Source organism: Actibacterium sp. (genome assembly GCF_055134745.1).
The window spans coordinates 16,899-41,749 of sequence record NZ_JBSRVX010000010.1; the positions used below are offsets into that span (position 1 = coordinate 16,899).

At 60.9% G+C, this 24,851-nt stretch carries 20 protein-coding genes; 8 read left to right on the forward strand and 12 right to left on the reverse strand.

What is annotated here, in order from left to right; all coding sequences use genetic code 11:
• The first annotated feature begins 109 nt into the window (after positions 1-109).
• From glyA to ACTCHC_RS01775, 4 genes are all read left to right on the forward strand, one after another.
• Positions 110-1,405: a serine hydroxymethyltransferase gene (gene glyA, locus ACTCHC_RS01760; RefSeq protein WP_463020729.1), complete on the forward strand. Its 1,296-nt coding sequence runs from the start codon at positions 110-112 to the stop codon at positions 1,403-1,405.
• 68 nt (positions 1,406-1,473) lie between these two features.
• Entirely contained in the window at positions 1,474-2,223 is a 750-nt protein-coding gene (locus ACTCHC_RS01765) for an alpha/beta fold hydrolase (protein WP_463020730.1), read from the forward strand.
• Positions 2,224-2,466: 243 nt separating this feature from the next.
• The gene (locus ACTCHC_RS01770; RefSeq protein ID WP_463020731.1) at positions 2,467-2,649 is read left to right on the forward strand and encodes a hypothetical protein; all 183 of its coding nucleotides are present in this window, start codon (positions 2,467-2,469) and stop codon (positions 2,647-2,649) included.
• Between the two features lie 136 nt (positions 2,650-2,785).
• A complete protein-coding gene (locus tag ACTCHC_RS01775) occupies positions 2,786-3,400 on the forward strand; it encodes a hypothetical protein (RefSeq protein WP_463020732.1) in 615 nt (204 codons plus the stop codon).
• 143 nt (positions 3,401-3,543) lie between these two features.
• Here ACTCHC_RS01775 and ACTCHC_RS01780 read toward each other — a convergent pair whose 3' ends face one another.
• The 3 genes from ACTCHC_RS01780 to ACTCHC_RS01790 form a co-directional block, all read right to left on the reverse strand.
• Positions 3,544-4,812, reverse strand: a complete 1,269-nt coding sequence (locus ACTCHC_RS01780; RefSeq protein ID WP_463020733.1) for a TRAP transporter large permease — start codon at positions 4,810-4,812, stop codon at positions 3,544-3,546.
• A 1-nt stretch (position 4,813) separates the two neighbouring features.
• On the reverse strand, positions 4,814-5,314 hold the full coding sequence (locus ACTCHC_RS01785) for a TRAP transporter small permease (protein WP_463020734.1): 501 nt from the start codon (positions 5,312-5,314) through the stop codon (positions 4,814-4,816).
• A 107-nt stretch (positions 5,315-5,421) separates the two neighbouring features.
• Positions 5,422-6,495: a C4-dicarboxylate TRAP transporter substrate-binding protein gene (locus ACTCHC_RS01790; RefSeq protein WP_463020735.1), complete on the reverse strand. Its 1,074-nt coding sequence runs from the start codon at positions 6,493-6,495 to the stop codon at positions 5,422-5,424.
• A gap of 321 nt (positions 6,496-6,816) precedes the next feature.
• Here ACTCHC_RS01790 and ACTCHC_RS01795 point away from each other — a divergent pair, with 321 nt between their 5' ends.
• From ACTCHC_RS01795 to ACTCHC_RS01805, 3 genes are read left to right on the forward strand one after another with little or no spacing between them, the layout of a single operon-like run.
• Positions 6,817-8,028, forward strand: a complete 1,212-nt coding sequence (locus ACTCHC_RS01795) for an acyl-CoA dehydrogenase family protein (protein ID WP_463020736.1) — start codon at positions 6,817-6,819, stop codon at positions 8,026-8,028.
• 18 nt (positions 8,029-8,046) lie between these two features.
• The gene (locus ACTCHC_RS01800; RefSeq protein WP_463020737.1) at positions 8,047-9,153 is read left to right on the forward strand and encodes an acyl-CoA dehydrogenase family protein; all 1,107 of its coding nucleotides are present in this window, start codon (positions 8,047-8,049) and stop codon (positions 9,151-9,153) included.
• A 10-nt stretch (positions 9,154-9,163) separates the two neighbouring features.
• Entirely contained in the window at positions 9,164-10,012 is an 849-nt protein-coding gene (locus tag ACTCHC_RS01805) for a MaoC family dehydratase (RefSeq protein WP_463020738.1), read from the forward strand.
• Between the two features lie 66 nt (positions 10,013-10,078).
• Here ACTCHC_RS01805 and ACTCHC_RS01810 read toward each other — a convergent pair whose 3' ends face one another.
• Complete coding sequence (locus ACTCHC_RS01810) at positions 10,079-11,680, reverse strand: flavin-containing monooxygenase (RefSeq protein WP_463020739.1); 1,602 nt, start codon at positions 11,678-11,680, stop codon at positions 10,079-10,081.
• Positions 11,681-11,787: 107 nt separating this feature from the next.
• On the opposite strand from ACTCHC_RS01810, the gene ACTCHC_RS01815 reads away from it, so the two are divergent.
• Positions 11,788-12,543, forward strand: a complete 756-nt coding sequence (locus ACTCHC_RS01815) for a metallophosphoesterase family protein (protein WP_463020740.1) — start codon at positions 11,788-11,790, stop codon at positions 12,541-12,543.
• 11 nt (positions 12,544-12,554) lie between these two features.
• Here ACTCHC_RS01815 and ACTCHC_RS01820 read toward each other — a convergent pair whose 3' ends face one another.
• From ACTCHC_RS01820 to ACTCHC_RS01855, 8 genes are all read right to left on the reverse strand, one after another.
• Positions 12,555-14,015: a mannose-1-phosphate guanylyltransferase/mannose-6-phosphate isomerase gene (locus ACTCHC_RS01820; RefSeq protein ID WP_463020741.1), complete on the reverse strand. Its 1,461-nt coding sequence runs from the start codon at positions 14,013-14,015 to the stop codon at positions 12,555-12,557.
• Positions 14,016-14,228: 213 nt separating this feature from the next.
• Positions 14,229-15,266 carry an NAD-dependent epimerase/dehydratase family protein gene (locus ACTCHC_RS01825; RefSeq protein ID WP_463020742.1) on the reverse strand — a complete coding sequence of 346 codons (1,038 nt, stop codon included), beginning with the start codon at positions 15,264-15,266 and terminating at the stop codon, positions 14,229-14,231.
• Between the two features lie 118 nt (positions 15,267-15,384).
• The gene (locus tag ACTCHC_RS01830; protein ID WP_463020743.1) at positions 15,385-16,176 is read right to left on the reverse strand and encodes an ABC transporter permease; all 792 of its coding nucleotides are present in this window, start codon (positions 16,174-16,176) and stop codon (positions 15,385-15,387) included.
• Positions 16,173-16,958: an ABC transporter ATP-binding protein gene (locus ACTCHC_RS01835; protein WP_463020744.1), complete on the reverse strand. Its 786-nt coding sequence runs from the start codon at positions 16,956-16,958 to the stop codon at positions 16,173-16,175. Before ACTCHC_RS01835 ends, ACTCHC_RS01830 begins: the two co-directional genes overlap by 4 nt.
• Entirely contained in the window at positions 16,955-17,962 is a 1,008-nt protein-coding gene (locus ACTCHC_RS01840) for an ABC transporter substrate-binding protein (RefSeq protein ID WP_463020745.1), read from the reverse strand. Before ACTCHC_RS01840 ends, ACTCHC_RS01835 begins: the two co-directional genes overlap by 4 nt.
• A 137-nt stretch (positions 17,963-18,099) precedes the next feature.
• Positions 18,100-18,978: a transglutaminase family protein gene (locus tag ACTCHC_RS01845; RefSeq protein ID WP_463020746.1), complete on the reverse strand. Its 879-nt coding sequence runs from the start codon at positions 18,976-18,978 to the stop codon at positions 18,100-18,102.
• Positions 18,979-18,982: 4 nt separating this feature from the next.
• Positions 18,983-21,373 (reverse strand): circularly permuted type 2 ATP-grasp protein, encoded by a 2,391-nt coding sequence (locus tag ACTCHC_RS01850; protein WP_463020747.1) that lies wholly within the window; start codon positions 21,371-21,373, stop codon positions 18,983-18,985.
• Between the two features lie 3 nt (positions 21,374-21,376).
• A complete protein-coding gene (locus ACTCHC_RS01855; protein ID WP_463020809.1) occupies positions 21,377-24,745 on the reverse strand; it encodes a transglutaminase family protein in 3,369 nt (1,122 codons plus the stop codon).
• Positions 24,746-24,851: the final 106 nt, after the last annotated feature.

Genomic DNA, 24,851 nt, shown 5'->3' on the forward strand with positions numbered 1-24,851 from the left:
CCGGGCAGGCCTCCATTCTGTTCAACATCATTATGCGCCAAACCCCTCTTTTGCTGTGCCGCTGGATTGGCTACACACAGGCCAATTCCGCTGCCCTCAGGAGAACCCCATGACCATTTCCCACCGCGATGCCGGATTTTTCACCGAATCCCTTGCCAGCCGCGACCCCGAAATCGCCCGCGCCATCCAGCAAGAGCTGGGCCGCCAGCGCGACGAGATCGAACTGATCGCGTCCGAAAACATCGTATCGCGCGCGGTGATGGAGGCCCAAGGCTCGGTCATGACCAACAAATATGCCGAAGGTTATCCTGGCAAACGCTATTACGGGGGGTGCCAGTTCGTCGATATCGCCGAAAATCTGGCGATCGACCGCGCCAGGCAACTGTTCGGCTGTGAATTCGCCAATGTGCAGCCCAATTCGGGCAGCCAGGCCAATCAGGGCGTCTATACCGCGCTGCTGCAGCCGGGCGATACGATTTTGGGCATGTCACTGGATGCGGGCGGCCACCTGACGCATGGCGCCAAGCCCAACCAGTCGGGCAAGTGGTTCAACGCCATCCAATACGGCGTTCGCAAACAGGACAGCATGATCGATTACGACCAGATCCAGGAACTGGCCACCGAACATAAGCCCAAACTGATCGTGGCCGGCGGGTCGGCCATTCCGCGCCAGGTCGATTTCGCCAGGATGCGCAAGATTGCCGACAGCGTGGGCGCCTGGCTGATGGTGGATATGGCGCATTTTGCCGGTCTGGTGGCGGGCGGGCAGCATCCCTCGCCTTTCCCCTATGCCGATGTGGCCACGACAACCACGCACAAGACACTGCGCGGCCCGCGCGGCGGCATGATCCTGACCAATAACGAAGAGATCGCGAAAAAGGTCAACTCGGCGATCTTCCCCGGCATTCAGGGCGGCCCGCTGATGCATGTGATCGCAGGCAAGGCCGTGGCCTTTGGCGAGGCGCTGCGCCCCGAATTCAAAGACTATGCCGCGCAGGTGATCAGGAATGCGCAGGCGCTGGCCGATCAGTTGATGAAGGGCGGGCTGGATATCGTTACGGGCGGCACCGATACGCATGTTCTGCTGGTCGATCTGCGTCCCAAGGGCGTCAAGGGCAATGCCACCGAAAAGGCCCTGGGCCGCGCCCATATCACCTGTAACAAGAACGGCATTCCGTTTGATCCTGAAAAACCCTTCGTGACATCCGGCGTTCGCCTTGGCACCCCGGCGGGCACCACACGCGGCTTCGGCGAGGCAGAGTTCCGCCAGATCGCCGACTGGATCACCGAAGTGGTCGACGGGTTGGCCGCCAATGGCGAAGACGGCAACGCCGCCGTGGAAGAAAAGGTCAAATCCCAGGTTCTGGATCTGTGCGCCAAGTTCCCGGTCTATCCCGGCCTGTAAGACATATCGCGCGGCGGGGGCCGACGCCCCCGCTGGTTTTTCGGCATTCCCGGCGGTATTGATGATCCATGCTGAACACGATCCTGACCGGCCCCGCCACCGATAACCCGCCATTGCTGATCGCCCATGGGCTGTTCGGATCGGCGCGCAACTGGGGCGTGATTGCCAAGCGGCTGTCGGACAGCCGCCAGGTGATCACCGTCGATATGCGCAATCACGGCGACAGCCCCTGGACCGACAGCCACAGCTATGCCGATCTGGCGGAGGATCTGGCGCAGGTCATCGCGGCCCATGGCGGGCGGGCCGATGTGCTGGGCCATTCGATGGGCGGCAAGGCGGCGATGGTTCTGGCGCTGACACATTCCCAGGCCGTCAACCGGCTGGTGATCGCCGATATCGCGCCGCTGGTCTATGGCCACAGCCAGACGCCGCTGATAGACGCGATGCGCGCGGTCGATCTGGCCACCGTCAGCCGGCGCAGCGATGCCCAACTTGCCCCATGTGTCACAGATCCCTCTACGCGGGCATTCCTGCTGCAGTCGCTGGATATTCCAGGGCGGCGCTGGCGGCTTAATCTGGATGTTCTGGCTGCCGAGATGGACAAGATCACCGGGTGGCCCGACATCACAGGCCAATTTGACGGCCCTGCCCTGTTTCTGTCAGGCGCGCTGTCCGCCTATGTGCCGCGCGAGGCCTATCCGCAGATCCGCGCCCTGTTTCCCAAAGCCAGGTTCGCATCTATTCCCGGTGCGGGGCACTGGCTGCATGCCGAAAAACCCCGCGAGTTCGAGTCCGCCCTGCGCGTCTTTCTGGCCTGACCCGTCGCGAATGGCGACTGGGTAGCTCTCTCCGTTTTGCGGGCCGTTGATATGGCACTCATACGGCCACATTCATCTTCATGGCGGGGGTAAGACCGCCGATGCTCAATTTGGTGAATGCGTTTTTATAGGTCCGTCGCCACTGCGTGGTTATGTGCTGCGACTCCTCAATAATTCCAAGGATATGTAGGTCCGGTGTTTCATGAGCCAGAGCAGGTTCGGCGCATCGATATACACGCACCTGTGCCTGACGACCTGACCCTGCATAACGCCGCCCGCTTTCCCCCGATCTTCATTCTGGTGAAGGACGGCATCGAGATGTCGCGCATCGAAGGCTATCCGGGCGAGGCTTTCTTTTGGCAGATTCTGGCCCAGATGCTGGATCGTGCCTGCCCCGGCACAGCCGCAGCCCCCACGGCCTGCTGACCGATTCCGGCCCGCATCGGCATGTTCCCGCCGATAGTGGCAACTGCCCCAAAATCGCCTTATTCCGCAGTAGTAATATGTGCGGGGGCGATGATTACCCGTTCTGCAGGGGGCGGGCATTGCTAGGATATGTGACATGAAATTTGCGAAGATAGTTCCATTGGCGGCAGCGGCGATAGTGTCGCTTTCTGCAGCAGCTTCTGCGTCGACGATCTCGGTTGTGTATGGAAACGGTGCGGTCGTCGCGGCACCGGCCGATACCAGCGCGGCATCCTCCGCGACGGGCACGATTCAGGCATTTAACGAGGTCAGCAATCTGACCTTGGGCAGCAACCTGAAATTTAACGGTTACGACATCGCAGCCGGCACTGCGATCGACAGCCACATGCTGTTTCTATCACCGACAGCAGGAAAGACGGCAAGCTCTGCCATCTTTTCCTTTTCCACTGATATCCTTGCCGTCTTCACCAACACACGCGCCCTGAACCTGACGGACGCGCTTCTGGGAGCGGCGGGCACAGCCTATAACGCGATCGCCGGTCGCGGGCTGGAGCCTTCGGACAGCTTTCTTGTCGTGGGTGGCGACACGATCGCGATGAACCTGAATGCCACGACCACGCCCGGCGACTGGGTTCGGGTGATCACCGCCGCCGATGTGGCGCCGGTGCCGCTGCCGGCCGGGGCACTGCTGCTGCCGGGTGCGCTGGCCCTGTTGGGTGCGGCCAAACGTCGCCGCAAGTCAGCCGCCTGATACTGTCGACGGATCAAACTGAAACGGCCCGGCAAACCTGCCGGGCCGTTTGCTTTCAGATGGCCGCTATTAATTGAGCGTGGCCGGCAACCACAACGCAATCGCCGGAAACAGCAGAAGCAACAGCAGCGTCAACAAATCCATCAGCAGGAACCATGAGACGCCCCTGAAGATCGTTTCAAGTTTGACCGTATCGCGCCCACCACGCCTTTCAGAACAAAGACGTTCAGCCCCAGCGGTGGCGTTATCATGCCGATCTCAAGCAGCTTCACCATGATGACGCCGAACCAGATCAGATCATACCCCAGGCTTTGAACCACCGGCGTGACCACCGGCAATGTCAGCAGCATGATCCCAAGCGGGTCCATGAAGGTGCCAAGGATGATATACATCAGCGACAGCATCAGCAGAATGCCGATCGGCGGCAGGTCCATATTGATGAAGAACCCGGCGAACACCCCGGTAATGCCGGTAATGGTAATGAAGCCCACGAACAGTTTCGCGCCAACAACGATGGCGAAGATGCTGCTGGTCTGAACGATCGTTTCCAGAACCGAGCTTTTGTTATCCGCCAGGCTCAGACGTTTGGATACCATCGCCAGCACCCACGCGCCCAGGGCGCCCATCGCCGCAGCTTCGGTTGCGGTCACGATCCCTGCATATAGCCCGCCCATGACGATCACGAACAGGATCAGCACCGACCAGGTGCCTTTAAGCGACCCGATACGCTCTCCCCAGGTTACACTGGCGGGGCGCGGCGCCCATTTGGGATTAATCGTGGCGCGCACGAAGATCATCAGCATATACATGAACGCGGTCAGCAGCCCCGGGATCAGACCCGCCATCAGCAGCTTGCCAACCGATTGTTCGGTAAAGATTCCATACAGGATCATCAGGATGCTGGGCGGGATCAGCGCGCCCAGCGTGCCACCTGCCGCCACCACACCGGTGGCCAGTCCCTTGTCGTATTTGGCCTTCAGCATTTCGGGAACGGCCAGTTTGCCCATGGCAGCCGCAGTGGCCATGCTGGACCCGCTGACAGCGGCGAACATCGCGCATCCGGCAACGGTGGCCATCGCCAGTCCGCCGGGCATGCCAGACAGCCAGGCCCGCGCGGTTGCATACATATCGCGGGTAAAGCCTGCATAAAACGCGAAGAACCCCATCAGCAGAAACAGCGGAATGGCGATCAGCGTATAAGACGACACCGCCGAATAGGGCTCGAACGAGATATAGGACCACGCGACGTTCCAGCCGCGCATCAGATTGACGGGCCGCCCCTCGGGGAAGCCGAAGGCTGCGATCAACCCGACGAACCCGACCGCGCCCATGGCATAGGCCAGCGGCACCCGCAGCGCGATCAGCGCCAGCATGATGCACAGGCCAATAGCGCCCAAAGTTACCAGATCCATATCAGTTGACCCCCTGATTTTCGGTTTTAGCGGGCATGAAAACACCGGAAACAAATTCCACGATCAGCCTCAGCCACAGCAGAAAAATTCCCAGAACAAAGGCAAAATGCGCGGGCCAAAGTGGAATATTAAACACCCCAACAGCATATTCGCCGATTTCATACACCTTCATCGCGGCCTGGAAAGACGATGCGAAAAAGACGGTGTAGAATAGAATGCCTATGAAAATTCCGAAATATTCCAGCCGGCGGATATTATTTGGCCGCATCCTGTCGGTGAACATCGTTACCGAAATATGCTGCCGTATCTTCTGCACATAGGCCAGCGGCAGAAACACCACCAGAACGATGAGCATCTCGTTGATCGCCACGTCATCCGGCAGAGGCTTGTTGAAGAAATAGCGCCCGATCGCCGATGCGGCGGTGGACAGCATCATCGCAATCAACGCAATTCCGGCAAGGACGATCAGCACGCGATCAAGCCAGTCAACTAACTTTTGCATGAGAGGAATACCTGATTGATACAAGACGACCACGCGCGTGGCCCCAGTGTTTCTGGCGCAAACCGACAGCCGCCCGCCTGCGCCAGATTGAGACGTCTATGCCTGTCTCAGCGCGTCCAGGGATAACCCTTGGTTTCCAGCTCTGCGTGATATTTGGCCAAAATCTCGTTCAACTCTGCAACAAGCGCGGCACCATCAACACCACGAGCTTTCATGGCCTCGACCCACTCATCGACCTGGCCACTGGCTGCGGCGGCCCATTTTGCCCGCTCTTCTTCGCTCAGCTCGTGGAAGACGACCTTGTGACCGTCGATACCATCAATCAGTTGCTGCTTGTCGGCCTCTTCACCCGCGATATAGCGTTCGGCAAAATCATCCATCATCTCGAAGGCGGCTTCGCTCAGGATTTTCTGCAGATCTTCGGGCATCGCTTCGAACAGATCCTTGTTGATCGCCATCCCGAAGCCAAGCGCCTGTCCGCCACCGATCAGGGTCAGATGGCCGGCGACCTCATAGGTCTTGAACGACTTCACAGAAGGAATGAAATTGGTCGCACCGTCGATAGTGCCGCGATCAAGCGCAGGATAGGTTTCTGCGAATGACAGCGGAACCGGCGTGCCACCCAGGGCTTCGAGCCATTTGACATATCCACCGGTGGTGCGGATCTTTTTGCCCTTCAGGTCTGCGACACTCAGGATCGGCTCCTTGGTCAGCAGATGCGCCGGGCCCGAGGCAAAGTTGTTCAGGAACACCACACCGTTTTCTGCCGCTTCAGCCTGCAGAACCGGGGAATTCTGGCGCAGTTCATACCAGGCTCGCGGCCCGACCCAGACGTCGTTCTCGCCAAAGGGCACGTTCGCCAGGTTCCAGATCGGCATTTCGGCAGGGTTATAGATGCCCAGAACGGTGCCCATATCTGCCAGACCGGAACCGACAGCTTTCAATGTGTCCTTGGCGCTGACTAGGGCACCCGACCACAGAATTTCAATTTCAATCCGCCCGTCCGAACGTTCCTTGACCTTTTCGGCAAAGGCGCTCAGCGCCTCAGAGCGCGGGCCGCGAGGCGACGAAAGATCGCTGTAACGAAGCTTGTAGTTTTGTGCCGAAGCGGCCAGCGGCAGCGCCATCACGGCAGCGGCAGCCAATACCCCAAAGGCACGACGACCCAGTTTCATCTTCATTGTCGTTCTCTCCCTGAAATGGTTCTGTCAAACATATCTACCGATAACAACTCGGTGGATGGCGTCGCGAACCTGCTTGAGCAACAGGAATGTGTCAAGCAATAATAAAACAGTGTTTCTCGCCATTAGTGCATCAACCTATTATCCGGCAAATTTTTGAGTCGCAAATCCGGTTGCATTTGGCTATCCAATGAATCAAACAACGTTTTATACGTACTGCCTGCCCGGCGTCAGCATCAAGATGTCGCATCTGGACTGCAGCGCAGGCACCTGCAACAACGTCAAACGCAGATTTCTGCGACGCAATCTGAGGGAATTATGATGCACACTCAGCAAGATACCGTAGATCGCCTTCTGGGCGACGATGAACGCGCCTTTCGAAGCGAAGTGCGTAACTTTATCCGCGCCAATCTTGATCCGGAAACTGCGCATCTGGTCAGAACCGGCCGCCACATGCCCGAAGATCGCCAGATTGCCTGGGAAAAGACGCTCGCCAAAAAAGGCTGGAGCGCCCCGTCCTGGCCCAAGGAATATGGTGGCCCAGGCTGGAATCCCGTCCAGAAATACCTGTTCAATCTGGAAGTCGGCCTGAACGCCGCACCTGTCATCCGGCCCTTCGGCCTGGGGATGGTTGGCCCTGTTCTGTACACGTTCGGCACCCAGAAGCAGAAAGATTACTATCTTCCAAAGATCGTCAACGCCGATATCAGCTGGTGCCAGGGCTTTTCCGAACCCGGCGCGGGTTCTGACCTGGCCGGGTTCAAGACGCGGGCCGAAGACAAGGGTGACCACTATCTGGTGAACGGCCAGAAGATCTGGACCAGCAAGGCCCATTATGCCGACCTGATGTTCGCCCTGGTCCGCACCGATTCCGGCGGTCGCCAGCAGGACGGGGTCACTTTCCTGATCATCGACATGAAGGCCCCCGGCGTAACCGTGCGCCCCATCATCTCGATCGACCTGGGACACAGCCTGAACGAAGTTTTTCTGGAAAACGTGGTGGTTACCAAGGAAAACCTGATCGGTGAAGAGGGCAAGGGCTGGTCTTATGCCAAGTTCCTGCTGGGTCACGAGCGCAGCACGATGACCAGTGTCGCGCAAAGCCGCCTGCAACTGTCGCAGATCAAGGAAATCGCCTCGCGCAACACAAACGGTCCACGCGCGCTGCTGGATGACCGGGGTTTCATGGCCGATCTGTGTGAACTGGAAACAGAATTGGTGGCCTTGGAATTCATGGAACTGCGGATGCTGGCCGCCGAAGATCAGGGGGGGCCCGCCGGCCCATCCTTGATGAAGCTGAAAGGCACCGAAGTACAGCAACGCATGTCACGCATGATGATGCGCGCGCTTGGCCCCGATGCCGTGATCTATGACGATGTCGTTTCCGGCACCAAAGGCGGCAAAGCCATCGAAACGCCATCCGACCTGGAAGGCATGTTGGGCGAATACCTGTTCCGGCGCGCGGCCACGATCTATGGCGGCTCGACCGAGGTGCAAAAGAACATCGTCTCGAAAATCCACTTTCGCGGCTAATTACGGAAAGGCACATTCATGTCCCTGCATTCAAGCTTTGCCTTCAGCGACGAGGCGCAGATGCTGCGCCAGTCGGCAGAAGATCTGGTCGCGGCCCTGCCGCAAACGACATCAACCAAATATCGCACCGGTTCGGGGTTCGACCCCGAGCTGTGGGCCGAAATGGCGGAACTTGGCTGGCATGGCATCGCCATCAGCCCCGATTTCGGCGGCAGCGGCCTTGGCAATCGCGAAGTCATGGTTCTGAACGAACAGATGGGGCGCGGCCTGGTCAAGGAACCGTTCCTGATGTCTTCAATCGTCTGCGCCGGCATACTGGAACAAGGCGGCACAACCGGGCTGCTGGAATCGGTGTGTGATGGCTCTACGATCCTGGCGCTGGCCGCACAGGAAGGTCGCGGCGCACCCGAAGACATGCCCGCCACCCGGATCGAAGACGACCGCCTTATGGGCGAAAAGAGACTGGTAATTGGCGGTGAAAACGCAACACACCTGATCGTCACCGCAATGTCGGGGCAGGATCTGGCGCTGGTTCTGGTGCCAACCGACGCGGCAGGCATCGAAAGGCAGGGCTATTGGTCGGTCGATGACCGCCGCCTGGCCGATATCACCTTTACCGGCACCCGGCTGGACAGCAATGCCATCATCGCCCGCGGGGCGGATGCGCAGGCAATGCTGGATAGCGCCATACAAACCGCTCGCGCCGGTCTGTGCGCCGAGGCCGTTGGCGCGATCGATAAGGCGATCGAACTGTGCCGCGATTATCTGAATACCAGAAAACAGTTTGGCCAACCGCTGGCCTCGTTTCAGGCACTGGCGCATCGGTCTGCCGAAATGCTGCTCGAGGCCGAAATGGCCCGCGCCATGGCCCTGTTGGCGACCGTGACACTGGAATCGCGCAGTGGCGATGCCGAACCGATCAAACGCGCCAAGGCCCGCGTCAGCAAGGCCGGCCTGTGGGTGGGCGAACAATCCATTCAACTGCATGGCGGCATGGGGATGACGGATGAAATGCTGATCGGGCGATATTTCAAACGGTTGCTGTTTATCGAAGGCATGTTCGGGGCAGCCGATGTGCTGAATGGCGAACTGACCGCCGAGATGACAGACACGTTGCGCAAATAGAGGGACGAATATGGCACTGAACGAACAGGAAATCCTGAACTGGCCCTTTGACGATCTGCCGGTGCAGGTTTCATCACAACAGGCGATCCTTTATGCGCTGGGCGTCGGGCTGGGGTCAGATCCGCTTGATCCCGACCACCTGCGCTATGTCTTTGAAAAAGAACAACAATGCTTTCCCACCATCCCGCTGGTTCTGGGGTCGCCCGGCATGTGGTTCAAGGATGTCGGTGTGAATTGGAAAATGCTGGTGCATGGCGAACAGGAACTGGAAATCGCCCGCCCGATGCTGGTGGATGAAAAGCTGACCGCCCGCAACAAGGTGGTGGAACTGATCGACAAGGGCGAAGGCCGCGGCGCCCTGCTGCGCACTGAACGCCGGATGCTGGATGCGGCGGGCGAACTGGTCAGCCGCCAGGTATCAACCCTGTTCCTGCGGGCCGATGGCGGTTTTGGCGGCACCGCCAAGGACAATCCGCTGCCCTGGGCCCTGCCCGATCGCGCAGCGGATCATACCGTGGATATTCCCACCCTGCCGCAAACCGCGCTGATTTACCGGCTAAGCGGTGACTTCAACCCGCTGCATGCCGATCCGGAAATGGCGACCTCGGTCGGCTTTCCGCGCCCGATCCTGCACGGGCTGTGCAGCTATGCGCTGGCGGCCCGCGCCATTCTGTCGGCTTGTTGCGGCAATGATCCGGCACGGTTCAAGGGCATCAGCGCGCGTTTCGCCAAACCGTTCTATCCGGGCGAAACCATGCGTATCGAAATCTGGGATACCCCCGACGGGCTGCTGTTCACCGGCAAATCGGTGGAGCGCGACGCCGTCGTGTTGGGCAATGGGCGCGCGAAAGCGTCCTGAATTCGCAGACATGCAACTGTCGGCGCCCATCCTGCATCGCGGGGCGGGCGCCAATATTTTCAGGGGTCAGGATATCGCAAAGCCCCTGTACCCATCGCGCGTTGCCTGGTTGAGTTTTCCCATATAGGGCGCCGCCCCCCCGACATAGGGCATGAAAATGCGCGGCTTGCCCGCCACATTGGCCCCCAGATACCACGAATTGCCCTGCACCATCAGCGTGCCATTGGCCAGATCATTGGTATGGGCAACCCAGTCTTCCTGCGCGGTCGGTTCGGCCTCGATCTGCCGGGCATTGCGGGCCTGAAGATGGGTAATGGTTTCGGTGATCCAGTCCACGTGCTGTTCGATCGAAGTGACCATATTGGTCAGCACCGACGGGCTTTGCGGCCCCGTGACCATGAACATATTCGGGAACCCCGCCACCATCAGCCCCATATAGGTGCGCGGCCCATCCGCCCATTCATCGCGCAGCGCCTGCCCGTCGCGGCCACGGATATCAACGCGTTTCATCGCGCCGGTCATCGCATCGAACCCGGTGGCCAGAACCAGCACATCCAGATCGAACGCCGTGCCATCGGCCAGCACCACGCCGGTTTCTGTTACGCGCTCAATCGGGTTATTGCGAATGTTGCACAGCTGCACGTTATCGCGGTTATAGGTGTCATAGTAATTCGTATCCACGCACAGCCGTTTGGCCCCGATCGGGAAATCGCGTGGCATCAGATCTTCCGCGGTCTGCGGATCGCGCACGATCTCCCTGATCCGGTCGCGCACGAAATCGGCCACGACCTCGTTCACATCGGCATTGGTGGCAATATCCGGATAGGCCATGAGGAAATGATAGCCGCCATGTTTCCAGCGACGGTCAAGCTCGGCATGGATTTCATCGCGGCTGACCTGGGCCCCCGGCACCGTGCCGAAATTCCCAACCGTATTGCCGCGCGACTGGCGGGCCAGCGCCCGGCGTTCGGCATAGTTTTCCTTCCACTCGGCCTCATATTCCGGTGAAATCGGGATGTTCCGGGCGGGCACGGTAAAATTGGGGGTGCGCTGAAACACCGTCAACTGGCTGGCCTGTTCCGCCAACAGCGGGATCGCCTGCACCGCGGATGATCCGGTGCCGATGACGCCCACGCGCTGTCCCGTCAGATCGACGCCATCCACCGGCCAGTCAGAGGTTTTCAGGATTGTGCCTTTGAAACCGTCCAAGCCCGCGATATCGGGGGTCAATGGCACCGACAAACAGCCGGTTGCCATGATCACATAGCGGGCCTGATAGGTGTCACCGGTATCGGTCACGATCTGCCACAGGGCGCTGGCGGCATCAAACCGGGCGCTGGCAACGCGGGTGTTCAGCCGAATACCGTCGCGCAGCTTCAGCTTGTCCGCCACAAAATTGATATAGCGCAGAATTTCGGCCTGCGGCGAATACAGCTCGCTCCACTGCCATTCCTGCTGAATCTCTTCGGAAAAGGAATAGGAATACTGCATGCTTTCCACATCGCAGCGCGCCCCGGGATAGCGGTTCCAGAACCATGTGCCGCCGATGCCGCTGCCGGCCTCTAACACCTGCGCATCGAACCCCTGTTGACGCAGCTTGTGCAGCGCATAAATTCCCGCAAACCCCGCGCCCACGACGACGACATCGCGGGTGTCCAAATCAGGCATGGCTACTCCTCCCAAAGCGTGTTCCAAACCATATTATCTTAAAAGATGCCGGTTCATACCACCAGCCCAAAGATGACAGACGCCACACGACGCGGTATGATCAAGGCATGCGGTTCATCAGACAATTATTTGACCAAAGAACGCCCACTTTCGATCAGGCGCTGATCGCACCTTCGGTGCCGTTCTACGCCATCGGCGATGTGCATGGCTGCGATGATCTTCTGTCGGCCCTACTGGCGCGCATTGACGGGGCCGACCCCGACGCGACCATCATCTGTGTGGGCGATTACATTGACCGCGGCCCTGACAGCGCCGGCGTGTTGCGCCGGTTGTTCGAACGCTGTCAGATGGCGCCCGGGCGTTTCATCTGCCTGAAAGGCAATCACGAAGACATGTTCCTGTCATTCCTGGACAAGCCGGCCACCGATGGCCCGCGCTGGTTGTCCAATGGCGGCGAACAGACAATGGCCAGTTTCGGCATCGAAGATCTGGCCGAAACCGCCGACGAAGACGCAATGATCGCGGGGCGGGATCGCCTGCTTGCGGCAATGGGCCAAGACCTGGCCGAATGGCTGCAAAATCTGCCATTGCACTGGCGCAGCGGCGATGTCGCCGTGGTTCACGCGGGGGCTGATCCGGCCTGCGACATCGACGATCAGGTGCCGGCAACGCTGATGTGGGGACACAGGGCTTTTGCCACGACACGCCGCCGCGACGGGGTCTGGGTGGTGCATGGCCACACTGTCATGGATTCACCACGCGTGGCGACCGGGCACATTTCAATAGATACCGGGGCCTATGCCACCGGGCGGCTGACGGCCGCCCATATCACGGGCGGCAACGTCAAATTCATCCAGACCTGATCGACTATCCGTCAGCCACGGGCATAGACATCCTCATAGCGCACGATGTCGTCTTCCCCCACATAGGCGCCGGTTTGAACCTCGATCAGAACCATCGGCACCTTTCCGGGGTTTTCCATGCGATGCACGGCACCCAGCGGGATATAGACAGACTGGTTTTCCGATACCAGCTTGACCTCGTTATCCACGGTGACCTTGGCGGTGCCTTCCACCACGATCCAGTGTTCGGACCGGTGAAAATGGCTTTGCAGCGACAGCGCCGCACCGGGATGCACGACGATGCGCTTGACCTGAAACCGGTTGCCGACCACCAGGCTTTCAAACCAGCCCCAGGGGCGGTGATCGACAGGAAATTGCTGGGCCTGAACCGCCCCCTTGGCCTTGAGCGCGGCCACGGCCAGCTTCACATCCTGCGCACGCGACATATCTGCCACCAGCACCGCATCGGGCAAGGCCACGGCAATGATGTTTTCCAGGCCGATCCCGACAATCTCCAGCCGGTCATCTTCGGATCGCAGAAGGGAATTGCTGCAATCAATGGCCGTGGCATGGCCCGCCGTGGTGACACCTTGCGCATCCGGTCCGCTTTCGCGCCAGACCGCATCCCACCCGCCCAGATCGGACCAGGCGCCGGTAAAGGGGACGACCGACAGGTTTTCAGCCCGCTCCATCACGGCATAATCAATGGAAATGTCTTCGGCCTTCGCCCAGGGCTCGGCGGCCAGGCGCAGAAAGCCCAGATCGACCTTGGCCTGATCGACCGCTTGCCCAACCGGCCCCATCAGGCCGGGTTCATGCGCATTGAAGGCTGCGATGATATCGCGTGCGGCGAACAGGAAAATGCCCGCATTCCACAGGTAATTCCCGGCAGCCAGCATCGCCTGCGCCTTGGGCAGATCGGGCTTTTCGACGAAGTTCGACAGCTTGACCGGCGCGCCATTGGGCGGGGCGGACAGTTCCAGATAGCCATAGCCGGTTTCCGGCCGGTCCGGCGCGATGCCGAAGGTCACCAGATCGCCCGCCTGCACCGCAGACAATCCACGCGATACCGCGGCCTGAAACGCGGCGGCATCGGGGATCACATGATCGGAAGGCGCGACCAGCATCACGGCATCCGGATCGGTTTTTGACAGATACAACGCAGCGGCCAGAATGGCAGGCGCGGTATTGCGGCCTTCGGGTTCGATCAGGATCGCGCCCGGATCGATCCCGGCCTCGGCCAGCTGTTCGGTAACAATAAAGCGGAAATCAGCATTGGTCAGCACGGTCGGGGCGGCAAATGACAGCCCCCCGCCCTGCCCCGACAGACGCCGGGCCGATGCCTGAAACAGGGTTTCATCGCCCATCAGGCGCGAAAACTGTTTGGGATAGCTTTTGCGCGACAAGGGCCACAACCGGGTGCCGGAACCGCCGGCCAGAAGGATCGGAGAAATTTTCAAGTTACTGAGTCCGTTTATCAAATCAGGTTGCATACTATCCCGCAGCCGATGCCGCCGGGCCTTATCTATTGTCGCCCTTTGTCACATCACTGCGATGACGCCCCAGCCGCCCCATGATGCGAGCGAACCCCGCCCCCATCAAGTGAAAATGCCCATGACACAAGGCATCCCGAAACAATGCCCGGGTTGGTGCGAGTATTGCCTATAAACCGGCAAAAACCATGGCGGGAAAAGGCCGGGTTTGCGTCAAATTCGATAATAGTCGCGATACCAGTCGACAAATCGCGTGACGCCCTCGTGCAGGCCGGTGCCAGGGGCATAGCCGGTCAACGACTTCAAAAGCGCCGCATCGGCCCATGTGGCAAAGACATCGCCCGGCTGGGCCGGCAGCATGTTCTTGGTCGCCGTCTGCCCGATCACCTTTTCCAGCGCCGCGATGAAATCGGTCAGCAAGATTGCATCGGAATTGCCAATATTGACCACCCGCCAGGGCGCGATGGGCGACAGGCTGTCGCCTTGCACCGGGGCGGCACCGGCATTGGGGCCCGGCGGCACGGTGTCGATCAACAGGCGGATGCCCTGCACCAGATCATCGACATAGGTGAAATCGCGCTTCAGATCGCCGTAATTATACACGTCGATCGGATCGCCGTTCAGAATGGCCTTGGTAAATTTGAACAGCGCCATATCGGGCCGCCCCCATGGCCCGTAAACGGTGAAAAACCGGAACATCGTGATCGGCAGATCGTAAAGATGCGCATAGGTCTGGGCTATCGCCTCGGTCGCCTTTTTGGTGGCGGCATAGAACGACATCTGCAGATCGGCCTTGTCGGTTTCGCCATAGGGCATCTTTTCATTGGCGCCATAAACGGATGAGGTCGAGGCCAGCAGCATATGCCGCGGCGGATGGGCGCGGGCGGCCTCTAGCAATTCAAACGTGCCGACAATGTTCGATTCAACATAGGATCGCGGCGCGTCGATCGAATAGCGCACACCGGCCTGCGCGGCCAGATGGATCACAATTTCGGGACGCTCGTCGCGCATCAAATCCACCAACAGACCAGGGGTTTCCAACCGCGCGGTCAGCGCGGTAAAGCGCGGCGATTGCAGCAGCATCTGATGGCGGCGTTCCTTCAGCGACACATCGTAATAATCGGTCATCGCGTCCAGCCCGATGACCCGGAACCCGTCCTCCAGCAACCGTTTGCAGGTGTGATAGCCGATGAAACCGGCCGACCCGGTGACAAGGGCTGTGCGGGGTTGCGATGTCTGGGATGTGGTCATGGGCCTGCCGGTATTTATGAATCGCCCTGTCTTAGCGCAGAATGACGCCCACGCCTATTGCTGGCGGTAGCCACAGGCGCATTCGCGATCAATTCCGCGCAGCCGGACGATTGTCGCCCTAACTGCCCCGGCGCATCGCACTTTCATGCCATTTACGCAGCAACAGATGGCTTAGCAATGCCAACCCGGCAAAGATCACCACCCCCATCGCGGCAATCAGGGCAAGGGCTGCAAACATGCGCGGAATATTCAGCCGGTATCCGGCCTCAAGGATCGTATAGGCCAGACCGGCCCCGATGCCCCCGGTGCCCGCGACATATTCCGCCACCACCGCCCCGATCAACGCCAGCCCACCGGCAATCCGCAGCCCGCCCAGAAAATAGGGCAGGGCTGCGGGCAGTTGCAAAAGCCGCAACCGCTGCCAGCGGGTCGCGCCATAGATGCTGAACAGATCCTGCAACCCGTGATCCGCGGATCGCAGCCCCAAGGTGGTATTGGCCAGGACCGGAAAGAACGCGACGATCCAGGCGCAGATCAAAAGCCCCGCCATCTTGGACGACACATAGATGAAGATCAGCGGCGCGATGGCGATCACCGGCGTCACCTGCAACATCACCGCAAAGGGATAAAACGACAGGTTCAGCAACCGGCTTTGGCTGAACAGGATCGCCAGCCCCACCCCGCCGAAAACCGCCAGCGCCAGCGCCAGCGCCGTGATCTGAAGCGTGACCAGCAATGCGTCGAACAGTAGCGGCCAATCGTTGATCAGCGTGCGCGCCACAACACCGGGGCGCGGCAGGATGTAATGCGGAATCTCGTTCCACACACAAACCCTGTCCCATATCACTACGGCCAGAACGGCAATCACCGCCGGCAATATCCAACGCGCCATCCGGCCATGGCGCGTCATGATGCGGCCCCTTCGCCCATTGCCTGCGCCAGCGCGTCACTGACCGCCCGGCTTTGCGCCGCGAAGTCAGCCGAGGTGCGGAAGGCCTCATCCCGGATCGGGGGGCCGTTGACGACCAGTTCATGTGCAACGCAGCCGGGGCGTGGCGACATCACCGCGATCCGGTCCGACAGAAAAACCGATTCAAACACCGAATGGGTGACATAAAGAATGGTGCATCCGGTCTGCGCCTTCAGCGCCAGCAGATCGCGGTTCAGGCGGTGGCGGGTCAGCTCGTCCAACGCGGCAAAGGGTTCGTCCATCAACAGCAACCGCGGCCGCGTTACCAGCGCACGCGCAATCGCCGCCCGCATTTTCATGCCCCCAGACAGGGCGCGCGGATAGGCATCGGCGAAATCGCCCAGCCCCACCATATCCAGCGCCTGTTCCACCCGGTCGCGCGACGCGACAAACCCCTGCCCGCGCAGCCGCAGCGGCAACCAGACATTGCGCGCCACCGTGGCCCAGGGCATCAGCGTGGCATCCTGAAACACCATTCCCAGATCATCCGGCCCCAGCGCACCCGGCCAATCGATCCGTCCCGCACTGGGCTGCGCCAGCCCGGCGATCAGACGCAGCACGGTGGATTTGCCACAGCCCGACGGCCCCAGCAGGGTCAGAAAATCACCGGCCCGCAGCGTCAAGGAAAAGCCATCCAGCGCAAGCAGCCCGCCGTCGAATACCTTGGTCACGGCATCAAGGGTCAGAACCGGCAGGTCGGGCTGGATCGGGGGGGTGCTCACTCGTCCAAAAGCCGTTTCTTGACGGCAAGCGCCACGCCGGTATTGGCGAAATCCGTGGTATAAACCTTGGACAGGTCAAGCCCTGCGGCCACCACACCCGCCGCCACCGTCTTGGTATAGAAATCGGCGATCACATCACCCGACAGCGCACCGATGCCCTGTTCCAGCGACAGACCGCTGTCCACAATACCATGATCGCGCAGCGCGGCGATCGAATAATCCAGCTGATCCTGCGTCATCTGCGGGTTTTCCTTCAGGATCAGGGCATTGCCTGCCGACGGATCGCCATAAATGTAATTGGCCCAACCGATCGACGACGCCTCGACAAAGCATTTCACGGCCTCGGGATGCGCATCAATCGTGGATTGCATGGTTTCCACCAGCGTAGCGGGGGTATTGAATCCGGCATCGGCCAGCAGCCAGACATCGGGCTTGAACCCGCCTTCGCGTTCCACCGCCAGCGGTTCCGACGTGACATATCCCTGCTGGGCGCTGTCAGCATCGGCAACGAAGGGCGCGGCGTTGAACGTATAGGGCGCGCGCTGTTCGGGCGTGAACCCATAGGCCGAGATCATCCATTGATAGAATGAGTTATAACCGCCATTGGCGATGAAGATGCGCGGCAGCGTCTTGATATCTTCAAAGCTGCCCACCCGCCCCGGATGGGTCAACAGAACCTGCGGCTCTTTCTGGAAATGCGCAGCCACAACCACACTTGGGATGCCTTCGGCGACCGCGTTGAACGGATACAGAAGATTGCCGCCCATATAGAAATCAATCTTGCCCGCCACCATCAGCGCGCGGTTGTTGACCTGCGGCCCGCCCGGCACGATCGTCACATCAAGCCCACATTCGGCATAGGTGCCATCGGCCAGCGCCTGATAATAACCGCCATGTTCGGCCTGCGGCACCCAGTTGGTGCCGAATGTCACGGCCTGCCCGGCCATGGCGGCAGTGGTGGCCAGTGTCATCGAGGCGGTAAGCAGCAATTTGGTCCAGTTCATCGAAATCTCCGTTCGGATGCGGCTAGTGGCAAGGTGTTGACGTAACGTCAAACAACCCCGGATGACAAGGAGCGTCTGGATAAAGCCTGTGCGCCAGAATGCAACCGATTTCCCCCTTACGACACGCACCCCTGGCATCAGCCCAGCGGTATTACATCCACCTTCTGTTTGCTGCGATGCCCCCCGGCGATGCGCATGATCCCCTTGACCGGCGCAACATCGGAATAATCTCGCCCGCGGGCAATAACCACGTGATCGGGGCCCACGATGACGTCATTGGTCGGATCATATTCGATCCAGCCCATTTCCAGCCCACACCAGGCGCGCACCCAGGCATGCATCGCATCCGCCCCTTCCAGGCGCGGCTTGCCGGGCGGCGGCACGGTGCGCAGAAAGCCGCTGACATATCCCGCCGGGATGCCGATGCTGCGCAGGCAGGTGATCATGATATGGGTGAAATCCTGACACACGCCGTGGCGGCTGGCAAAGGCCTCGGTCGCGGGCGTATCCACCGAGGTCGCATTTGCATCAAATTTCATGTCGCGATGCAATGCCCGCCCCAACCCCACGACGGCCTCATAGGTGGTTGCCGCCTGCGCCACCGCGGCAAAGGCGTAATCGGCCATGTCATCCGAAAATACGATGCGTGTCGAAGACCCCAGAAAATGATGCGGTGCCCAGGCATCAAGCGCGCGATAGGCATTCAGATCACGGGACAGATCCGTCAGGCGCGGCGACATATCGAACAGCGCGCCGTTCTGCGGCCGCTCTACCCGCGCCTGCACGGTAAAGACCGTCGTGCGATGTGGCGTGGCAAAGACGATCTCGTTCGTTACATTGCCAAAGAAATCGGTGCCGCCGCGCCATTCATCGGGTTGCGGCTCTATGCCCAGATTGCCGGCGATCAGCCGCTGCTCTTTCGGCAGACCGGCCGGCATGAGCCGCAGCAGATGCCGGCCTGACGCGACCGGTCCGTCATAGTCATAGGCGATTTCCATCCTGATATCGTACAGCATTGCTTTACCGCAAATAGGCCAGCGCCAGCTCGTCCGAGATACGGGACAGCTGGTCGGCGATGCCTGTCAGAAAGGCGGGGTCAATATGTTCGGGACTTTGCAGCGCCAGATCGGTATTGGCGCGCAGGACCAGCCGCTGCAAAGGCGTCTGGACCACGGCCCGCCCTGATCCGGGCAACACCTGCAAATGATCGCGGATCGTGCTCAGCTGATATGCGATCGAACGCGGGTTCAGGGTGTCCAGCGCCAGCAGGTCCAGCACAGTTGCCCGGTTCGTGGCGACGGAATAACGCCGCCGATGGGTCATCACGCTGTCGCCCACCTCGATCGCCATGTCCAGCGCCCCTTCCGGGGCCTGATCGGTGGCGAAATCATGAAGGCACCATGCCATGTTCACCCCCCTTTCCAGCGCCCTGCCGATGCTTAGAAAGCGCCAGCCGGTGAAGCGATACATGTTATCCTGAACCAGCCCCGAAAAACCGGCAACGTCATGCAGAAGGCGGCTCATCGCACGGGCGACCCCCTCGCCGGGCGTGGCCTGTTCAGCCAGTTCGCGGGCATGATCCATCAGTTCGGACAAGGCCATGGACCCATCCACCGAAAACCTGTCACGCACATGGCCGGCACTGCCGATCGCGCAGGAAATCGCGAACAAAAGCGCCTTGGGAACGCCCTCGCCCGTCTCGATCCCCTGAGCCTTCAGATGGGCGGCCATGGTGTTCAGCAAGGGCGTGTCAGGCGACAGCGATTCAGCCAGACGGGTATGATAGGCCCGCAAGACACGCATCTGATATTCGGCCCGCTCGACATAGCGGCCAAGCCAGAACAGGTTTTCGGCGGCACGGCTGGGCAATACCCCGGGTTGCTTGCGGCTGAACGGATCGCCGGCCCCCGGAAGCATGGTTTCGGCCTCGACCGGCTTTTTCCCCACGATCCACACATCCGAGACCAGCCCGCCCCGTTGCATGGCGACACTGGCGGAAATATCGGATTGCCCGATCCGCGCGAATCCGCCCGGCATCACGCTCCATCCCCGGGGCGTGCGGGCCAGAAACACGCGCAAGCTCATCGGATGGGGGCGCAGACGCCCCAGCGAAAAGGCAGGCGTTGTCGAGAGTTTGACCTGTTGCTGCCCGACCAGATCGGCCCCTTCGCGCGCGATCTTGGCCGCCAGATCCTGTGGGGGCATATCGGCGGCCAACCCGTCACCAACGTCAAAGGCCAGGCCGGTCGAATAGGCGCCGCTGATCGTCATCCGCTGCACGTTCTTGGCCACGAAGGCCGACTGATCAGGCTGACCGCACCACCAGGTTGCGATATTGGGCATCTTCAGCGGGCGTCCCTGCAAGACCTCGGCCAGTTTGGGGATGAAGGCCAGCAGGGCGCGCGTTTCCAGAACCCCCGCCCCCAGCGCATTGACCATGGTCAGGTTGCCGGACCGCACCGCGCCCAACAGCCCCGGCGTGCCCAGGCGCGAGCGTTCATTCAGTTCCAGTGGATCGGCCCATGACGAATCCAGACGACGCCACAACACCGAAACCGGCTGAAGCCCGTCGACCGTGCGCACCATCAGCCGCCCATTGGTAACGGTCAGGTCTTCGCCTTCCAGCAACATGAACCCCAGATACCGCGCGATATAGGCATGTTCGAAATAGGTATCGTTCATCGGGCCTGGGGTCAGGATGCCCACACGGCTGTCATCGCCGGCACGCAGATCCAGCAGAGTGTCGCGAAAGGTTCGAAAGAACCCTGCCAGTCGGGTGACATTGGCATCATCATACAGGCCAGAATAGACGCGCGCCGTGGCGATGCGGTTTTCCAGCGCGAAACCGGCACCCGATGGCGCCTGGGTGCGATCACCCAACACCCACCAGTCGCCATTCGGGCCGCGCCCGATATCAAAGGCCAGAAAATGCAGGAAATGGCCGGACCGGGGCGCGACCCCCACCAGCGGGCGCAGCCATTCAGGGTTGCGGGCGATCAGTTCCGCCGGTAGATGGCCATCCCCAACCAGCCGGTTTTCTCCGTATATATCGGCAAGCATCATCTCCAGCAGATCGGCGCGCTCACCCAGACTGTCGGCAATGTCGGTCCATTCATCCTCGGGTATCAGAACTGGCATATGGCTGAGCGGCCAGTCGCGCGCGGCTGTCTCGGGCGCTTCGTAACGGCGATAGAACACGCCGGCATCGCGCAGATACTGATCGCCCCGCGCCATGCGGGCATCCATTTCTTCGCCGCTGATCCGTGACAGCCGGTCGATGAAATCCGACCATACAGGACGGATGACGCCATCGCTGCACATCAATTCATCGGGCACGCCTTTGGGCGGCGCATAATCTGCCAGAAATTCGCGCAGCCTTTTTCCGGGGTCGATATCTGGTTGTGTCGCCATCGCCTAAAGTCCTGGAGCGCGCCGCAGATCCAGCGTCATGGGAAATTCCCTATGTGGTGTTTCACTGGGTGGAACGTAAGAGCCCAGGCTATGGCCACGCGGCTCGAACCGCGCCAGTCGGCGGGCCTCGGCCTCATTCCCGTTGACGGGGAAAGTGTCATAGCTGCGCCCGCCGGGATGGGCGACGTGATAGACGCAGCCGCCCAGCGCGCGGCCCGTCCAGGTGTCAAAGATGTCAAAGGTCAGCGGCGCATTGACCGGCAGGACCGGGTGCAGCGCCTGCGCCGGCTGCCAGGCCTTGAACCGCACCGCCCCCACCGACACACTTCCGGTTTCGGTCATCTGCAACGGCACGCGGCGGCCATTGCAGGCCACGACATAACGTTCTGGGTCGGCGGTCGTCAGTTGCACCTGCAACCGTTCCACCGAACTGTCGGTATAGCGCACCGTGCCGCCAATCGCGCCGGTTTCGCCCAGCACATGCCAGGGTTCCAGCGCCTGACGAATCTCCAGATGCGTGCCGTCATATTGGACCTCGCCACAGAAGGGAAAGCGGAACTCGGCCTGGGCCTTGAACCAGTCGGGCGACAGATCAAAACCGTGGTCGCGCAGATCGCGCAGCACGTCCAGAAAATCGGCCCAGATGAAATGCGGCAGCATGAACCGATCATGCAGCCGTGTGCCCCAACGCACCGGATCGCCCGACAGCGGATTTTGCCACATCCGCGCGATAATGGCGCGGATCAGCACCTGCTGGGCCAGGCTCATCCGCGGGTCGGGCGGCATCTCGAACCCGCGAAATTCGACCAGACCCAGACGGCCGGTCGGGCCATCGGGGGAATAAAGCTTGTCGATGCAGATCTCGGCCCGGTGGGTGTTGCCGGTGACATCGATCAGCATGTTGCGCAGCAGCCGGTCCACCAGCCAGGGCATCGGCGGCGTGCCCTGCCCCGGTGCCGGGATCTGGGCCAGTGCGATTTCCAGCTCATAGAGGTTGTCGTGGCGGCCCTCGTCAATGCGTGGGGCCTGTGACGTGGGCCCGACGAACATGCCCGAAAACAGATAGGACAGCGACGGATGCCGCTGCCAATGCAGGATCAGGCTTTTCAACAGATCGGGGCGGCGCAGGAACGGGCTGTCCAGCGTCGTGGCGCCGCCCACAACCACATGGTTGCCACCGCCGGTGCCGGTATGGCGCCCGTCGATCATGAATTTGTCGGCGCCAAGGCGGGTCTGGCGGGCCTCTTCGTAAACCGCTTGCGTGATGGCCTTGCAGTCATCCCAATTGGCGGCGGGGTGGATGTTCACCTCGATCACGCCGGGATCGGGGGCGACGCGGATCACGTTCAGGCGCGGATCATGCGGGGGCGAATAGCCTTCGATATGCACCGGCAGGCCCTGTTTGGCGGCGGCGGCCTCGGCTGCGGCGACCAGATCAAGGTAATCCTCGACCCGTTCGACCGGCGGCATGAAGACGCAAAGCCGCCCGTCGCGGGCCTCGACCGAGATCGCGGTGCGCACTGCGCCGCCGATCGTGCCAAGCTGCTGTTCGACGACATCCTGGGGCGCGTCGCCCTCGGCCTCGGCCACCTTGGACACGGGCTGGGTGTGGTCAGCCGACACCGCCGGGCTTTGCTTGCCCTTTGGCTTTTTCTGCTGGGGTTTGGCCCCCGCAACGGGCAGCGGCCCGCGAACCTCGGTCGGGTCGGCGATATTGGTATAGGGATAGGCCGAGGCTGGCACGAAGGGCAGCGTGCCCAGCGGCAGGCGATAGCCCACCGGGCTGTCACCGGGCACCAGATAGATATGCCCGCGCCGGGTTTTCCATTTTTCCGACCGCCAGCGATGACCGCTGGCCTTCGACTGCCATGCCTGAACCGGCAGGATGAATCCCGATGGCTCGGTCAGCCCGCGCCCGAACACCCGCGCGATGCGGTGGCGTTCTTCTGGGTCTTTCAGTTTGGAATTTTCCGGCGTCACGTTTTCCGGCAGGTTGCCTTCCTTGATGATCCATTCGGCGGGGTCTTCAAAGGCGGGCACCACATATTCCGGCTCCAGCCCCAGTTCTTGCGCGATGTCCTGCATCAAGACCTGCGCCTTGGCGGCATCGGCCCCGGTATCGGCGGCTTCGGGCGCGATCAGATCGGGGTTCTGCCAGATCGGCGCGCCGTCTTTGCGCCAGTACAGCGAAAAGGTCCAGCGCGGCAGACTTTCGCCCGGATACCATTTGCCCTGCCCGTAATGCAGGAACCCGCCCGGCGCAAAGCGTTCGCGCAATTTGCGGATCAGGATATCGGCGCGGTCGCGCTTGGTCGGCCCGACGGCGGCGGTGTTCCATTCGTCGGCCTCGAAATCGTCGATTGAGACGAATGTCGGCTCGCCGCCCATCGTCAGGCGCACATCGCCTGCGGCCAGCGCCTGATCGACCTTGTGGCCCAGCGCATCAAGTGCGGCCCAGGCATCATCGGAAAACGGTTTGGTGATGCGCGGGTGTTCAGCGGTGCGCGTCACCGTCATGTCAAAGCCGAAGTCGACCTCGGCGAAACTGGCCAGCCCGGAAATCGGGGCGGCATTGCGGTAATGCGGCGTCGCGGCCAGCGGAATATGGCTTTCGCCGGTCAACAGCCCGCTGGTCGGGTCCAGCCCGATCCAGCCCGCGCCGGGGATATAGGCCTCGCACCAGGCATGCAGATCGGTGAAATCGTGATCGGTGCCGGATGGGCCGTCCAGCGCCTGAAGATCGGGTTTCAACTGAATCAGGTATCCCGACACGAACCGCGCCGCGATGCCCAGATGGCGCAGCGTCTGCACCAGCAGCCAGCTTGAATCCCGGCACGATCCGCGCGCGGTGTGCAGCGTTTCCTCGGGCGTCTGCACGCCCGGTTCCATCCGGATGACATAACCGATTTCGGCGGCGACCTTGGCGTTCAGGCCGACCAGAAAATCGACTGTGCGCAGGGGCGTGCGGTCAATGCTGTCCAGAAACGCCTGCAGGGCCTGGCCGGCCGGTTCGGGCGTCAGATAGATCGACAGATCGGGCAGGATATCGGGCGCATATTCGAAGGGCACCTTTTCGGCGCTGTCTTCGACGAAAAAATCGAACGGGTTATAGACCGACATATCGGCGACCAGATCGACCTCGATCTTCAATTCGCGCACCGGTTCGGGAAAGACGAAGCGCGCCATCCAGTTGCCATAGGGGTCTTGCTGATGGTTCACGAAATGCGGCTGCGGGCTGACCTTCAGCGAATGCGAAATAACGCGCGTGCGGCTGTGTGCGGCGGGTCGCAAGCGGATGATCTGGGGGCCCAGCGTGACGGGGCGGTCATATTTGTAATGGGTCAGATGGTGAATCGCGGCGGTGATGGACATGAGGGTCATTGGCCTTTGCTGCTGGGCTCAACTTTCCACAGTTTCACAGAACACGCCATCGGCAATCGCGCGGATGCGCAAATCGCGCCGCGTCGCAGCACTTCAA

What these genes read in the sequence shown, in the direction of transcription:
- glyA (WP_463020729.1), top strand. Translation starts at nt 110, where the DNA reads ATGACCATTTCCCACCGCGATGCCGGATTTTTCACCGAATCCCTTGCC.
- ACTCHC_RS01765 (WP_463020730.1), top strand. Translation starts at nt 1,474, where the DNA reads ATGCTGAACACGATCCTGACCGGCCCCGCCACCGATAACCCGCCATTG.
- ACTCHC_RS01775 (WP_463020732.1), top strand. Translation starts at nt 2,786, where the DNA reads ATGAAATTTGCGAAGATAGTTCCATTGGCGGCAGCGGCGATAGTGTCG.
- ACTCHC_RS01780 (WP_463020733.1), bottom strand. Translation starts at nt 4,812, where the DNA reads ATGGATCTGGTAACTTTGGGCGCTATTGGCCTGTGCATCATGCTGGCG.
- ACTCHC_RS01785 (WP_463020734.1), bottom strand. Translation starts at nt 5,314, where the DNA reads ATGCAAAAGTTAGTTGACTGGCTTGATCGCGTGCTGATCGTCCTTGCC.
- ACTCHC_RS01790 (WP_463020735.1), bottom strand. Translation starts at nt 6,495, where the DNA reads ATGAAGATGAAACTGGGTCGTCGTGCCTTTGGGGTATTGGCTGCCGCT.
- ACTCHC_RS01795 (WP_463020736.1), top strand. Translation starts at nt 6,817, where the DNA reads ATGCACACTCAGCAAGATACCGTAGATCGCCTTCTGGGCGACGATGAA.
- ACTCHC_RS01800 (WP_463020737.1), top strand. Translation starts at nt 8,047, where the DNA reads ATGTCCCTGCATTCAAGCTTTGCCTTCAGCGACGAGGCGCAGATGCTG.
- ACTCHC_RS01805 (WP_463020738.1), top strand. Translation starts at nt 9,164, where the DNA reads ATGGCACTGAACGAACAGGAAATCCTGAACTGGCCCTTTGACGATCTG.
- ACTCHC_RS01810 (WP_463020739.1), bottom strand. Translation starts at nt 11,680, where the DNA reads ATGCCTGATTTGGACACCCGCGATGTCGTCGTCGTGGGCGCGGGGTTT.
- ACTCHC_RS01815 (WP_463020740.1), top strand. Translation starts at nt 11,788, where the DNA reads ATGCGGTTCATCAGACAATTATTTGACCAAAGAACGCCCACTTTCGAT.
- ACTCHC_RS01820 (WP_463020741.1), bottom strand. Translation starts at nt 14,015, where the DNA reads ATGCAACCTGATTTGATAAACGGACTCAGTAACTTGAAAATTTCTCCG.
- ACTCHC_RS01825 (WP_463020742.1), bottom strand. Translation starts at nt 15,266, where the DNA reads ATGACCACATCCCAGACATCGCAACCCCGCACAGCCCTTGTCACCGGG.
- ACTCHC_RS01830 (WP_463020743.1), bottom strand. Translation starts at nt 16,176, where the DNA reads ATGACGCGCCATGGCCGGATGGCGCGTTGGATATTGCCGGCGGTGATT.
- ACTCHC_RS01840 (WP_463020745.1), bottom strand. Translation starts at nt 17,962, where the DNA reads ATGAACTGGACCAAATTGCTGCTTACCGCCTCGATGACACTGGCCACC.
- ACTCHC_RS01845 (WP_463020746.1), bottom strand. Translation starts at nt 18,978, where the DNA reads ATGCTGTACGATATCAGGATGGAAATCGCCTATGACTATGACGGACCG.
- ACTCHC_RS01850 (WP_463020747.1), bottom strand. Translation starts at nt 21,373, where the DNA reads ATGGCGACACAACCAGATATCGACCCCGGAAAAAGGCTGCGCGAATTT.
- ACTCHC_RS01855 (WP_463020809.1), bottom strand. Translation starts at nt 24,745, where the DNA reads ATGTCCATCACCGCCGCGATTCACCATCTGACCCATTACAAATATGAC.